Below are 12,689 nucleotides of genomic sequence, written 5' to 3'. Positions count from 1 at the left end.
GCCACCGCGACACCGGACATGAACGACGTGGTGGGCCGGGACGACCTGCTGCTCCTCACCCTGGACACCCTGCGCCACGACGTGGCGGTCGAACTCGCGGCGGCCGGGCGACTGCCGAACCTCACCGCCCGTCTCCCGGGCGGCACATGGGAGAAGCGGCATGCCCCCGGAAACTTCACCTACGCCTCGCATCAGGCGATGTTCGCGGGATTCCTCCCCACGCCCGCCGCGCCCGGACCGCATCCGCGGCTGTTCGCGGCCCGGTTCGCGGGCAGCGAGACGACAGCGGACGGCACATACGTCTTCGAGACCCCGGACCTCGTGTCCGCCCTGGCGGCGCGCGGCTACCGCACGGTCTGCGTCGGCGGCGTCGGCTTCTTCAACAAACAGGGCGCTCTGGGCGACGTACTGCCCGGCTACTTCCAGGAGAGCCACTGGGAGCCTGAGTTCTCCGTGGCCTCCGCGACCTCCTTCGAGGCACAGGTGACACGCGCCGAGCAGGTGGTCTCCGAACTGCCCTTGGACCAGCGGCTGTTCCTCTTCGTGAACGCCTCGGCGCTGCATCAGCCGAACTGGTTCCACCTCCCCGGCGCGACCCGTGAGACGGGCGACAGCCGGCTGACCCACGCCGCGGCGCTGGAGTACATCGACCGTCATGTCGGGCGGCTGTTCGACGCGATGAGTTCGCGGCGCCGCTGCTTCGCGATCGTCTGCTCCGACCACGGCACCGCCTACGGGGACGACGGCTACACCGGCCACCGCCTCGGCCACGAATCCGTGTGGACCGTGCCCTACGGCCACTTCTTCCTGGAGCCGCCCGCATGACCGTCACCGCCACGGGCACCTCCGTCGCTCTGCCGCGCCCCTACCAGAGCTATACGTACGCGTATCCGCACAAGACCGCCTACCGGCCGCTCGCGCCGAAGCCCCGGCTCGCGGACCTGTGGGCCGGGGAGTCCCGGCAGTCGCTGTCGCTGTACCTGCATATCCCGTTCTGCGAAATCCGCTGCGGCTTCTGCAACCTCTTCACCCGCATCGGCGCCCCGGACGGCCTGACGGGCCGCTACCTGGACGCCGTACAGCGCCAGGCGGCCGCCGTGCGCGAGGCGCTGGGCGACGAGGAGCTGCCCCGTTTCGCCAACGCGGCGTTCGGCGGCGGTACTCCGACCTATCTGGAGGCCGCCGAGCTGGAACGGCTGTGCGACATCGCCGAGCGGGAGACGGGGGTGGACCTGCGGGCCGTGCCCCTGTCCGTGGAGGCCTCGCCGGCCACGGCCACGGCCGACCGGCTGGCCGTGCTGGTCGAGCGGGGCACCACGCGCCTGAGCCTCGGCGTGCAGACCTTCGTCGAGGAGGAGTCCCGGGCCGCCGTACGCCCGCAGCGCCGGGACGACGTCGAGGCGGCGCTGGCCCGCATCCGCGCGGCCGCCGTCCCGGTCCTGAACGTCGACCTGATCTACGGCATCGACGGCCAGACCGCCGCCAGTTGGCGGTACTCCCTCGACGCGGCCCTGGCCTGGCGTCCCGAGGAGATCTACCTCTATCCCCTCTACATACGCCCGCTCACCGGCCTGGGCCGCCACACCGACCCGGGGGCCGCCGACCGGGAGTGGGACGAGGAGCGTCTGCGCCGCTACCGGGAGGGCCGCGACCATCTGCTCTCCCACGGGTACGAGCAGGTGTCGATGCGGATGTTCCGGCGCACGGACGCGCCGCCGCAGGGTCCTGACGACTACGCCTGCCAGACCGACGGCATGATCGGTCTGGGCTGCGGCGCCCGCTCGTACACCTCGCGGCTGCACTACTCCTTCGACTACGCCGTGTCGATGCGGGAGATCCGCGGCATCATCGACGACTACACCGCCACCGAGGACTTCTCGCACGCCCTGCACGGGAGGTGGGTCGACGTGGCCGAGGCGCGGCGCCGGCATCTGCTGCAGTCGCTGCTCCAGGCGGCGGGCCTGCCCCTCGCCGACTACCGTCTGCGGTTCGGTACGGAGCCGTCCGACGACTTCCCGCAGGAGCTGGACGCCCTCGCCGCGCGCGGCTGGCTCGACGACGCCCGGCCGGAGCTGCTCCGGCTGTCCGCCGAGGGGCTCGCCCACTCGGACGCCATCGGTCCCGAGTTCTTCTCACCAGCCGTACGCGCCGCCATGGCCGCCTACGAGACGAAGTGAGGGCCCGGTGGACCTGACACTGCTGTACCGCGGCCCCCTGTCCTCCTGCGACTACGACTGCCCGTACTGCCCGTTCGCGAAGCGGCGGGACACCACGGAGCAGCTGCGCGCCGACCGCACGGCTCTCGAGCGGTTCACCGCCTGGGCGCACGCGCAGCAGGACGACCGTCTCTCGGTGCTCTTCACCCCGTGGGGAGAGGGTCTGACGCGCTCCTGGTACCGCAGCGCCCTGGTGGAGCTCTCGCACCGGCCGCACATACAGCGGGTCGCCGTCCAGACCAATCTGAGCTGCCGGACCGACTGGCTGAAGGAAGCGGACCTCGACACCGTCGCCCTGTGGTGCACCTACCACCCCGGACAGACACCGTACGAACGCTTCCTGGCCAAGACGCGTGCCCTGGCGGGCCTCGGCGTCCGGTTCAGCGTGGGCGTCGTGGGCGTACCGGACCATCTGGAGCACGCGCGACGGCTGCGCGCCGAACTGCCGTCGCGCGTCTACATGTGGGTGAACGCCGCGGAAGGGCACACCTACACGGACGAAGAGGCCGCCCGGTGGACGGCGCTCGACCCGCTCTTCCCGTTCAGCCGGCATCCGCACCGCTCGGCGGGCCTGCCCTGCCGCACCGGCGAGTCGGTCCTCTCGGTCGACGGGGAGGGCACGGTCCGACGCTGCCACTTCGTCCGCACCGAACTGGGCAACCTCTACGACGGCTCCTACCGTGCCGCGCTCGGCCCCCGGGCCTGCCCGAAGGAACTGTGCGACTGCCACATCGGATACGTACATCTGGAGACGCTGCCGTTGTACGACGTGTTCGCGGGCGGCATCCTGGAGCGCGTGCCGCACATCCTCCCCGACCGTCCACTCCTGCCCCTGCTGCCGTTCACGTCGGCGCCCGGACCCGGCTGACCGCCCGGAACACCATGCGGATCACGAAATACACCCACGCCTGCGTACGGCTGGAGCACAAGGGCCGTGTGCTGGTCGTGGACCCGGGCATCTGGAGCGAGCCGGCCGCACTGAACGGCGCGGACGCCGTGCTGGTGACCCACGAGCACGCCGACCACGTCGACGTGCTGCGGCTGGCCGGGCTCGGCGTACCGGTGCACGCGCCCGCCGGAGCGGACCTGCCGCGCCTCGATGTCACCGAGGTCGGCGTCGACACGGAGTTCGACGTGGCCGGTTTCCGCGTACGGGCGGTCGGAGGACGCCATGCGCCCGTGTACGGCGGCCTGCCCGCGTGTGTGAACCTCGGCTACCTCGTCGACGAGGAGTTCTACCACCCCGGCGACGCGCTGCACGTCCCCCGGCAGCCGTCGCGGCGGCCGATCGAGACGCTCGCCGTCCCGGTGCAGGCATCATGGATGAGGACGGCGGAGGCGATCGACTTCGTCCGGGCCATCGGGCCTCGGCGGGCGTTCGCGATACACGACGGCCAGATCAACGACCGTGGCCTCCACAGCGTCAACGGCTGGCTCACGGAGGAGACCGACCACGGATACCGCTGGCTGGCGCCCGGCGAAGCGCTCTGATCCGCACCCCATCGGACACCGTCCGTCCCGAAAGGACCCGATCGCATGATCATCTTCGGCACCAAGGGATATCTCTACCAGCTCGCGATACTGACGCTGCTGTGCGGCCAGTGCGGCAACCCCGCCGCGCACACGCTCAGCAAGCGCGTCACGAAGTTCACCCTGTTCTTCATCCCCTTGTTCCCCGTCTCGACGAAGTACGCGACGCAGTGCACCTTCTGCGGCGCTCAGCACAAGATCGACCAGGAGCAGGCGGAGCAGCTCCAGGTACAGGCGGCGAGCGGTCCTCCGCAGCACGGTCAGCCCCAGCAGCAGCCGTACCAGGGCTGACCGGGCTGACCGGGCTGACCGGCGGGGCTGTCCCGTCAGTGGTGATCGTCGCGCGCGGTGAGGGCGATCTTCCCCTGCCGGGGCCCTCGCGCGGCGGCCTCGTGTGCCTCGGCTGCCCGGGTCATGGGGAACACCTCCCGCACGGGAACACGGAAACGTCCCTCTTTCCAGAGCCCGGCCGCGAGGTCGAGACCGTGTCTGCCGTCGGGCTCGCCTCCCAGTTCGCCGACCGAGACGCGGACCCCCAGCTCGGGACCGGTGAAGTCGGCGATGGTGAGGACCGACGCCGCCGTGCCGGTGACGGCGATGAGCTCGGGGAGCGAGCCGGCGCCGGCGGCGTCCAGCGCGCGATCGACCTGCCCGAGCCCCAGCGCACGGACCCGCTCGGCCAGCCCGGGACCGTAGGTGACGGGGGTCGCGCCGAGCCCGGTGACGAAGGTGCGGCTCTCCGGGCGTCCCGTGCCGATCACCTGGGCGCCGCGGGCGATCGCCAGTTGCACGGCGACGCTTCCGACGCCGCCCGTGGCACCGTCGATCAGGAGCGTCGTTCCCGGGCGCACGTCGAGCCGGTCGAGCGCCCGGGTGGCCGTCTCGACACTCGTCCCGGCGGCGCCCGCCTCCGTCCACGGCATCGAGGCCGGTTTCCGGGCCCAGAACCGCAGGACGGCGAACTCGGCGCTCGCACCGCCCAGCCGTGCGACGTCGACCGCGCCGAAGACCTCGTCCCCGACCGCGTACCCGGTGACGTCCGGGCCGACCTCGTCGATCACACCGGCCGCGTCGACACCCGGGACATGGGGCAGGGCGATCTTCTCGCTCGACGGTGACAGACCGGCGCGGAGCGCGAGATCGACGGGTGACACCCCGGCCGCCTCGACCCTGACGCGCACCTCGCCGGGGCCCGCGTGCGGCTCGGGCGAGGTACCGACAGTGAGCACCTCGGGAGCACCGAACCGGTCGAACAGTACTGCGAACATGGTGGCCTTCCACCTTCCTGGCTTCGTGTACAAGATCGCTCACTACGCTAGGCAGCGATCCGGAACAGCTGCTCCGGATCGTGCGAAAGTGAGAGGCGCGGCGATGACATCGACTCGGAAACCGCGGACGGACGCGGAACGGAACCGTCAGCACATCCTGGCCGTCGCGCGTGCCGGGTTCGCCGCGGACGGTCTCGAACTGCCCATGCGGGAGATCGCCCGGCGCGCAGGACTGGGCGTCGCGACCGTCTACCGGCATTTCCCGGCCCGGCCCGACCTCGTCGACGCGGTCCTCACCGAGCAGGTGGGCGTCTGCGGCACCCGGATGCGGTCGGCGCTGGCCGATCCCGACTCCTGGCGTGCGCTGCGCGGCGTCGTCCAGTGGTTCTCCGAACGCCAGCTCCGGGACCGGGGGCTGACCGAGGCGCTGCTCGGCTCTCACGCGGCGGGACGCGCGTTCGCCGCGCAGCGCCGCGCCCACGCGACCGCGCTCGACCGGCTTGTCGAGCGTGCTCGCGGCGCGGGTGCCGTCCGTCCCGATGTGTCGGTCGAGGACGTACGGGTCGGCCTGTGGGCCATCGCCTCCTTCCGTGCCCTGCCCGTCGAGAGGGCGAGCACGGCGATCCCCCGACTGGCGAACCTGCTGCTGGCCGGTCTGTCGTACCCACCGAACCCGCCCATCCCGCCGAACCCGCCGCACACGATGAACCCGCACGCCGAGACCGCTCCCGAGGTTCCGGGCGGCCGCGCCGATCCCGCGTAGGGCGTCCCCATTCCCCCGGGCGGGGGCGGGCGGGCCGGTCGGCGCATGGGCGGGGCGCAGCGGGATACCCGGCCGACATGTCCAGAGCCTCGAAACCCGAAAAACCCACCGACCTGCCGAAACGGTCCTGGCCCGCCGTGCTGAAAGGCACCGTCAAGGAGTTCAAGGACGACGAGCTCGCCGACCGGGCCGCGGCGCTGACGTACTACGGGGTCCTCTCGCTGTTTCCCGCGCTGCTGCTCCTGGTCTCGCTCCTGGGCATCGCGGGGAAGTCGGCGACCCAGGAGGTCCTGGACAACCTCAGGAAACTGGCTCCCGGCTCGGCGCGGGACATCATCAGCGACGCGGTGACCCAGTTGCAGGGCCGGGGCGGTATCGGCTCGGTCATGGCGGTGGTCGGTGTGGCCCTCGCCGTGTGGTCGGCCTCCGGCTATGTGGCGGCCTTCATCCGCTCCGCGAACGCCGTCTACGACATGCCCGAGGGGCGCCCCGTCTGGAAGGTGCTGCCCGTCCGGGTGGGCGTGACCGTCGTGCTCCTGGTACTGGCGGTGCTCAGCGCGCTGATCGTGGTGTTCACCGGCGGTCTGGCCCGTGCGGCGGGCGAGGCTCTGGGCATCGGCGACACGGCGCTGACGGTGTGGTCGATCGCGAAGTGGCCGGTGCTGGTCGTCCTGGTCACGATCATGATCGCCCTCCTATACTGGGCGACGCCGAACGTGAAGGGCCGGGGCTTCCGGTGGATCACTCCCGGAAGCGTGCTGGCCCTGGTGATCTGGCTGATCGCCTCCGCCGGGTTCGCGTTCTACGTGGCGAACTTCGGCTCGTACAACAAGACCTACGGCACGTTGGCCGGTGTCATCGTCTTCCTGGTCTGGCTGTGGATCAGCAACATCGCGATCCTGCTCGGCCTGGAGTTCGACTCCGAGCTGGCCCGACAGCGCGCCATCGCCGACGGCCTGCCGAAGACCGAGGAGCCCTATGTCCCGCCTCGGGACACCCGCGCCTGGAGTGACGAGGACCAGCACCGCATCGGGTGAGGACGCCACGGGGAGTGCGCAGGGAGTCTCTCCCGTCGCCCGAGGCCAGCCTCGTGGGTGGGCGAGGCCAGCCTCGTGGGTGGGCGAGGCCAGCCTCGTGGGTGGGGTCGATTCGGTGTGCGGCGATCCGCCCCAGCCCTCACGGACGGCCCGGCCGCGGCGCCGTTCACCTCGTCGCGCGACGGCTTCCACGCCGCCGGCGCGCCGCGGTTCCTCGGGGACATCGGGGAGTCCGGCCCGGTCGCGCTCCCCTCCTCCGACGGGCCGGTCGACTGGACCGCACCCGCACCCGCACCCGCCGGCGTCGCCGGGCCGCACCCCTCACTCCCCCGCCGCCACCGCCTTCAGCTCCGCCAGCCCCTCCCGCAGGAACTCCCCCAACGGGCGCGCCCCGTCCCCGGTGACCCAGCGCTCGAATCCGACCTTGAAGACCGCGATGCCCGCCTCCGCGGTGAGGCTCGCCGCCGGGTCCGTGACGCCGCGGCGGCGGAAGGTGGCCGCGAGCGCCTCGGACAGTGACGCCAGTTTGATCAGCTCGCGCTCGCGCAACTCCGCGTTGGCCACTATGACGGCATGGCGCTGCCGGGCGAACTCGTGGCGGTCCAGGAACTGGTCGGCGGCCACCGCCAGGGCCGCGGCCATCGCGTCGATCGGCGCGGCCGTGTCCGGGGCGTCGGCGAGGGCCTGCACGAAGGCGTCCTCCAGCACGTGCGCACCCCCGAACAGCACCTCGCGCTTGTCGGCGTAGTGGCGGAAGAACGTCCGCTCGGTGAGCCCGGCGCGTTCGGCGATCTGCGCGGCTGTCGTCTGCTCGAACCCCCGCTCCCTGTAGAGGTCCAGCGCTGCCTGCGCAAGCCGTCCGCCCGCGTTCGGCTCCCATCGTCCCATTCCTTGATCCTACCGCGATGGCAGCGACTGACATCACCTGTTACGGTTGATGACAGTCGCTGACATCGGCCGGTGCGCCACGGGTGCCGGGATTTCCCGCGCCCGCGACCAGGACGGTCGACCTACCCGGAGGTTCTCCCTCATGCGTGTGTTCATCACCGGTGCGTCCGGCTGGATCGGTTCAGCCGTCGTCCCGGAACTCATCGGCGCCGGCCACCAGGTCGTCGGGCTCGCCCGCTCCGACGCCTCGGTCGCCGCCCTGACCGGGGCCGGCGCCGAGGTGCGCCGCGGCACGATCGACGACCTGGACACCCTGCGCGACGCGGCTGCCGAGTCCGACGGCGTGATCCACCTGGCCTTCAAGCACGACATCGCGTTCAGCGGCGGCTTCGAGAGCGCCGCCGACGCGGACCGGCTCGCCATCGACACGTTCGGCGACGCGCTCGCCGGCTCCGACCGGCCGTTCCTCATCGCCTCGGGGCTCCTCGGGCTGACACCCGGGAGGGTCGCCACCGAGCAGGACGGCGGGCCGTCCGACCCGCCCGGCGACCACGTGCCCGCCGGCCCCGCCAAGCGGCAGGCCAACGCGCACGCGACGCTCGCCCTCGCGGACCGCGGCGTCCGTTCGTCCGTCGTACGGCTCCCGCCGACCGTGCACGGCGACGGGGACAAGGGCTTCCTCGCCTCCGTGGTCGCCGTCGCCCGCGAGAAGGGCGTCTCCGGCTACCTCGGCGACGGCGCCAGCCGCTGGCCCGCCGTGCACCGGTCCGACGCCGCGCACCTGTTCCGCCTGGCGCTGGAGAGCGCCCCGGCCGGCTCCACCCTGCACGCGGCCGCGGACGAGGGCGTGCCGATCCGTACCGTCGCCGAGGTGATCGGCCGCCACCTCGGCCTGCCCGTCGTCTCCGTCTCCCCCGACAAGGCCACCGAGCACTTCGCCTGGCTCGGCGGTTTCCTCGGCCTGGACAGCCCCGCGTCCAGCGCCCGGACCCGCGAACTGCTGAGGTGGCAGCCGACCGGGCCCGGACTGATCGAGGACCTGGAGAAGGGCCACTACTTCACCGCGCCGGCCGCCTGACCGCCCTCGCCGCCGGCACCGCCCGGCCCCGGGCGTCGACCAGCCCCGTCACCGGCCGCCGATACCTCATCGGCGGCCGGTGGCGTTCCCGGCACCGCCGGCCGACCGCCCCCTCCCGCAATCGGACGGTTTGCGAACCGAGCCACGTGAATTTGCGAACCGAATCGCAAAGAAATCACGTCCCACGGGTTGCCCAACCATTGATTCATTACTTAAATCAATGCTTGAACTAAGCGTCACCGATGCGGTTTTGGGCATTCCAGGCTTTTCCGGATTCGCCGGGAGGCCCCTGGCCCGCGCGTGTGGCGCACCCATCCCCCCACCTGGGGTCGCCACGGCGGCCCCGCCCTTCGCAACCGCACGGAGTCAACGTATGAGGTTCAGATACCTGGGGATCTCGCTCGCCACAGCGGCGGCACTCGTGACCATCCCCTCACAGATACCGACCGCCGCGGCCGAGGTATCGCTCCCCCACGGCACGACCGCCGGCGCCGAACCTCGTGTCGAGGGCGGCGGCGACCTCGGTGACAACGTCATCGTCGTGGATCCCAACACCCCCGGTCTGCAGGCCAAGTTCGACCAGGTCTTCGCGGAGCAGGAGTCCAACCAGTTCGGCGACGCCCGCTACCAGTTCCTGCTGAAGCCGGGCACGTACGACGGCATCAACGCCCAGCTGGGCTTCTACACCTCGATCTCCGGACTCGGCCTCAACCCCGACGACACGAAGATCAACGGTGACATCACCGTGGACGCCGGCTGGTTCGACGGGAACGCCACCCAGAACTTCTGGCGCTCGGCGGAGAACCTGTCGCTCAAGCCCGTCAACGGCACGGACCGCTGGGCGGTGGCCCAGGCCGCTCCGTTCCGCCGGATCCATGTCGAGGGCGGCCTCAACCTCGCGCCCGACGGCTACGGCTGGGCCTCGGGCGGTTACATCGCCGACTCGAAGATCGACGGTACGGTCAGCCCGTACTCGCAGCAGCAGTGGTACACCCGGGACAGCTCGGTCGGCGGCTGGTCCAACGGCGTGTGGAACATGACGTCCTCCGGTGTGGAGGGCGCCCCGGCGACGGACTTCGACACCGGCCCCTACACGACGCTGGACACCACGCCGGTCTCCCGGGAGAAGCCGTTCCTCTACCTGGACGGCGACGAGTACAAGGTGTTCGTGCCCGGCAAGCGCACCGACGCCCGCGGGGTGTCCTGGCCCGCCAACGCCGGGGGCTCCTCGCTCCCGCTGGACCAGTTCTACGTCGTCAAGCCCGGCGCGAGCGCCGAGACCATCAACGCGGCGGTGGAGCAGGGCCTCAACCTCCTGTTCACGCCCGGGGTCTACCACCTCGACCAAACCATCGAGGTGAACCGGGCCGACACCGTCGTCCTCGGTCTCGGCCTGGCCACGATCGTCCCGGACAACGGCGTGGACGCCATGCACGTGGGTGACGTGGACGGCGTCAAGCTGGCGGGCTTCCTGATCGACGCCGGTTCCACCAGGTCCGACACCCTGCTCCAGGTCGGGGAGCCCGGCTCCTCCGCCGACCACGCCGCCGATCCGACCACCGTGCAGGACGTGTTCGTCCGGATCGGCGGGGCCGGACCGGGCCTGGCGACCCACTCGATGGTCGTCAACAGCGACGACACCATCATCGACCACACCTGGATCTGGCGCGCCGACCACGGCGAAGGCGTCGGCTGGGAGACCAACCGCGCCGACTACGGCCTCGAGGTCAACGGCGACGACGTCCTCGCCACGGGCCTGTTCGTCGAGCACTTCAACAAGTACGACGTGCTCTGGAGCGGCGAACACGGTCGGACGATCTTCTTCCAGAACGAGAAGGCCTACGACGTGCCGAACGCCGAAGCCATCACCCATGACGGCATCGTCGGGTACGCCGGATACAAGGTCGCCGACAGCGTCGACACCCATGAGGCGTGGGGACTGGGCAGTTACTGCAACTTCACGGCCGACTCGTCGATCGTCCAGCACCACGGGTTCCAGGTGCCGGTCAAGTCGGGCGTCAAGCTGCACAGCGTCCAGGTCATCTCCCTCGGCGGCAAGGGGCAGTACGCCCACGTCGTGAACGACACGGGCGCGGCGACCTCGGGCTCGGACACCATCCCCTCCAAGATCACCAGCTTCCCGTAACCGCACCCGTCCGAAGGTCGGCCTGAGGCCGACCCGAGGCCGAACGAAAGCCGCCCCGATGCCTGTGGCCCGCCCTCCCCGGCGGGCCACAGGCATGCTCGGGCACACCCCTGGCCACCGCGCGGCGACCTCCTGCCGGACCTCTGCCGGACCCCCTGAAGGACGAGATCAAGGACGGATTACCATATGAGCACCGCCTAGCTCGAAAGATAAACCTGTGACTGTCAATGACGACTCGTTCACCAATTGGAAGAACCGCGAGGAGATCGCGGAGTCGATGATCCCGGTCATCGGGAAGCTGCACCGCGAGCGGGACGTCACCGTCCTCCTGCACAGCCGCTCCCTGGTGAACAAGTCGGTGGTCAGCATCCTCAAGACCCACCGGTTCGCCCGGCAGATCGCCGGTGAGGAACTCTCGGTCACCGAGACACTGCCCTACCTGCGGGCCCTGACCACCCTCGACCTCGGCCCCTCGCAAATCGACATCGGCATGCTCGCCGCCACGCACCGCAGCGACGAACGCGGCCTGACCGTCGAGGACTTCACCGCCGAGGCCGTGGCCGGCGCCACCGGCGCCGACAAGATCGAGAGCCGTGCGGGACGCGATGTCGTCCTGTACGGCTTCGGCCGGATCGGCCGCCTGGTCGCCCGGCTGCTCATCGAGAAGGCCGGCTCCGGGAACGGTCTGCGGCTGCGTGCCGTCGTCGTCCGCCGGAGCGGCGGCCGGCCCGCCGAGGACCTCGTCAAGCGCGCCTCGCTGCTGCGCCGCGACTCCATCCACGGCCAGTTCCAGGGCACGATCACCGTGGACGAGGCGAACAGCACGATCATCGCCAACGGCAACGCGATCAAGGTGATCTACGCGAGCGACCCGTCGGAGGTCGACTACACGGCGTACGGCATCAAGGACGCCGTCCTCATCGACAACACCGGCATGTGGCGCGACCGTGAGGGGCTGTCGCAGCATCTGCGCCCCGGTATCGACAAGGTCGTCCTGACCGCTCCGGGCAAGGGCGACGTCCCCAACATCGTGCACGGCGTCAACCACGACACGATCAAGCCGGACGAGCAGATCCTGTCCTGCGCGTCCTGCACCACGAACGCGATCGTCCCGCCGCTCAAGGCGATGGCCGACGAGTACGGCGTCCTGCGCGGGCACGTGGAGACCGTCCACTCGTTCACCAACGACCAGAACCTGCTGGACAACTACCACAAGGCCGACCGCCGTGGTCGTTCGGCGCCGCTCAACATGGTGATCACCGAGACGGGCGCGGCGTCCGCCGTGGCGAAGGCGCTGCCCGACCTCGACGCGCCGATCACCGGCAGCTCGATCCGGGTGCCGGTGCCGGACGTGTCGATCGCGATCCTCAGCCTGCGGCTGGGCCGCGAGACCACGCGCGAGGAGGTCCTCGGCTACCTGCGCGACGTGTCGCTGACCTCGCCGCTGAAGCGGCAGATCGACTTCACCACCGCCCCGGACGCCGTCTCCAGCGACTTCATGGGCTCGCGTCACGCCTCCATCGTCGACGCCGGCGCCACCAAGGTCGACGGCGACAACGCGATCCTCTACCTCTGGTACGACAACGAGTTCGGCTACTCCTGCCAGGTCGTCCGCGTCGTCCAGCACGTGACGGGCGTCGAGTACCCGACGTACCCGGCGCCCGCGGCCTGACCGGGGCGGCGCCCCGGGACGGCGGCCCGAGCACGAGGAACGCGCACCCCGACGGTCGGGGTGCGCGTTCCTCGTGGTGACTCCGGGCCGT

12 protein-coding genes are annotated in these 12,689 nt (G+C 70.9%); 10 read left to right on the top strand and 2 right to left on the bottom strand.

The features are described 5' to 3' along the window. Window positions 1-18 precede the first annotated feature (18 nt). Genes ACLVWQ_RS36165 through ACLVWQ_RS36145 form a run of 5 tightly spaced genes read left to right on the top strand, consistent with a single transcriptional unit; the run spans window position 19 to window position 4,037 of the window. A complete protein-coding gene (locus tag ACLVWQ_RS36165; RefSeq protein WP_414113690.1) occupies window positions 19-825 on the top strand; it encodes an STM4013/SEN3800 family hydrolase in 807 nt (268 codons plus the stop codon). Further along, a complete protein-coding gene (locus tag ACLVWQ_RS36160) occupies window positions 822-2,177 on the top strand; it encodes an STM4012 family radical SAM protein (protein WP_414113505.1) in 1,356 nt (451 codons plus the stop codon). Before ACLVWQ_RS36165 ends, ACLVWQ_RS36160 begins: the two co-directional genes overlap by 4 nt. A gap of 7 nt (window positions 2,178-2,184) precedes the next feature. Further along, window positions 2,185-3,084 (top strand): STM4011 family radical SAM protein, encoded by a 900-nt coding sequence (locus ACLVWQ_RS36155; RefSeq protein WP_414113504.1) that lies wholly within the window; start codon window positions 2,185-2,187, stop codon window positions 3,082-3,084. Between the two features lie 14 nt (window positions 3,085-3,098). Continuing rightward, window positions 3,099-3,707, top strand: coding sequence for an MBL fold metallo-hydrolase (locus ACLVWQ_RS36150; RefSeq protein WP_414113503.1), 609 nt, complete (start codon window positions 3,099-3,101; stop codon window positions 3,705-3,707). Window positions 3,708-3,752: 45 nt separating this feature from the next. Beyond that, window positions 3,753-4,037 carry a zinc-ribbon domain-containing protein gene (locus tag ACLVWQ_RS36145; protein WP_414113502.1) on the top strand — a complete coding sequence of 95 codons (285 nt, stop codon included), beginning with the start codon at window positions 3,753-3,755 and terminating at the stop codon, window positions 4,035-4,037. Between the two features lie 35 nt (window positions 4,038-4,072). On the opposite strand, the gene ACLVWQ_RS36140 is transcribed toward ACLVWQ_RS36145, so the two are convergent. Continuing rightward, the gene (locus ACLVWQ_RS36140) at window positions 4,073-5,014 is read right to left on the bottom strand and encodes an NADP-dependent oxidoreductase (RefSeq protein WP_414113501.1); all 942 of its coding nucleotides are present in this window, start codon (window positions 5,012-5,014) and stop codon (window positions 4,073-4,075) included. Window positions 5,015-5,117: 103 nt separating this feature from the next. Between ACLVWQ_RS36140 and ACLVWQ_RS36135 the strand changes: the two genes are divergently transcribed. Together ACLVWQ_RS36135 and ACLVWQ_RS36130 are read left to right on the top strand one after the other, a co-directional pair. Continuing rightward, window positions 5,118-5,777: a TetR/AcrR family transcriptional regulator gene (locus ACLVWQ_RS36135; protein ID WP_414113500.1), complete on the top strand. Its 660-nt coding sequence runs from the start codon at window positions 5,118-5,120 to the stop codon at window positions 5,775-5,777. Window positions 5,778-5,854: 77 nt separating this feature from the next. Beyond that, window positions 5,855-6,814: a YihY/virulence factor BrkB family protein gene (locus ACLVWQ_RS36130; protein ID WP_414113499.1), complete on the top strand. Its 960-nt coding sequence runs from the start codon at window positions 5,855-5,857 to the stop codon at window positions 6,812-6,814. A 321-nt stretch (window positions 6,815-7,135) separates the two neighbouring features. On the opposite strand, the gene ACLVWQ_RS36125 is transcribed toward ACLVWQ_RS36130, so the two are convergent. Further along, a complete protein-coding gene (locus tag ACLVWQ_RS36125) occupies window positions 7,136-7,702 on the bottom strand; it encodes a TetR family transcriptional regulator (protein WP_414113498.1) in 567 nt (188 codons plus the stop codon). Window positions 7,703-7,844: 142 nt separating this feature from the next. Between ACLVWQ_RS36125 and ACLVWQ_RS36120 the strand changes: the two genes are divergently transcribed. The 3 genes from ACLVWQ_RS36120 (at window position 7,845) to ACLVWQ_RS36110 (ending at window position 12,598) form a co-directional block, all read left to right on the top strand. After that, entirely contained in the window at window positions 7,845-8,780 is a 936-nt protein-coding gene (locus tag ACLVWQ_RS36120) for an SDR family oxidoreductase (protein WP_414113497.1), read from the top strand. Window positions 8,781-9,153: 373 nt separating this feature from the next. Then, window positions 9,154-10,926 carry a coagulation factor 5/8 type domain-containing protein gene (locus tag ACLVWQ_RS36115; RefSeq protein WP_414113496.1) on the top strand — a complete coding sequence of 591 codons (1,773 nt, stop codon included), beginning with the start codon at window positions 9,154-9,156 and terminating at the stop codon, window positions 10,924-10,926. A gap of 217 nt (window positions 10,927-11,143) precedes the next feature. After that, entirely contained in the window at window positions 11,144-12,598 is a 1,455-nt protein-coding gene (locus tag ACLVWQ_RS36110) for a glyceraldehyde-3-phosphate dehydrogenase (protein WP_414113495.1), read from the top strand. Window positions 12,599-12,689: the final 91 nt, after the last annotated feature.

The organism is Streptomyces sp. CWNU-52B (assembly GCF_047444975.1).
Lineage (GTDB): Bacteria > Actinomycetota > Actinomycetes > Streptomycetales > Streptomycetaceae > Streptomyces.
This window is presented reverse-complemented; position numbering and strand designations above follow the sequence as displayed.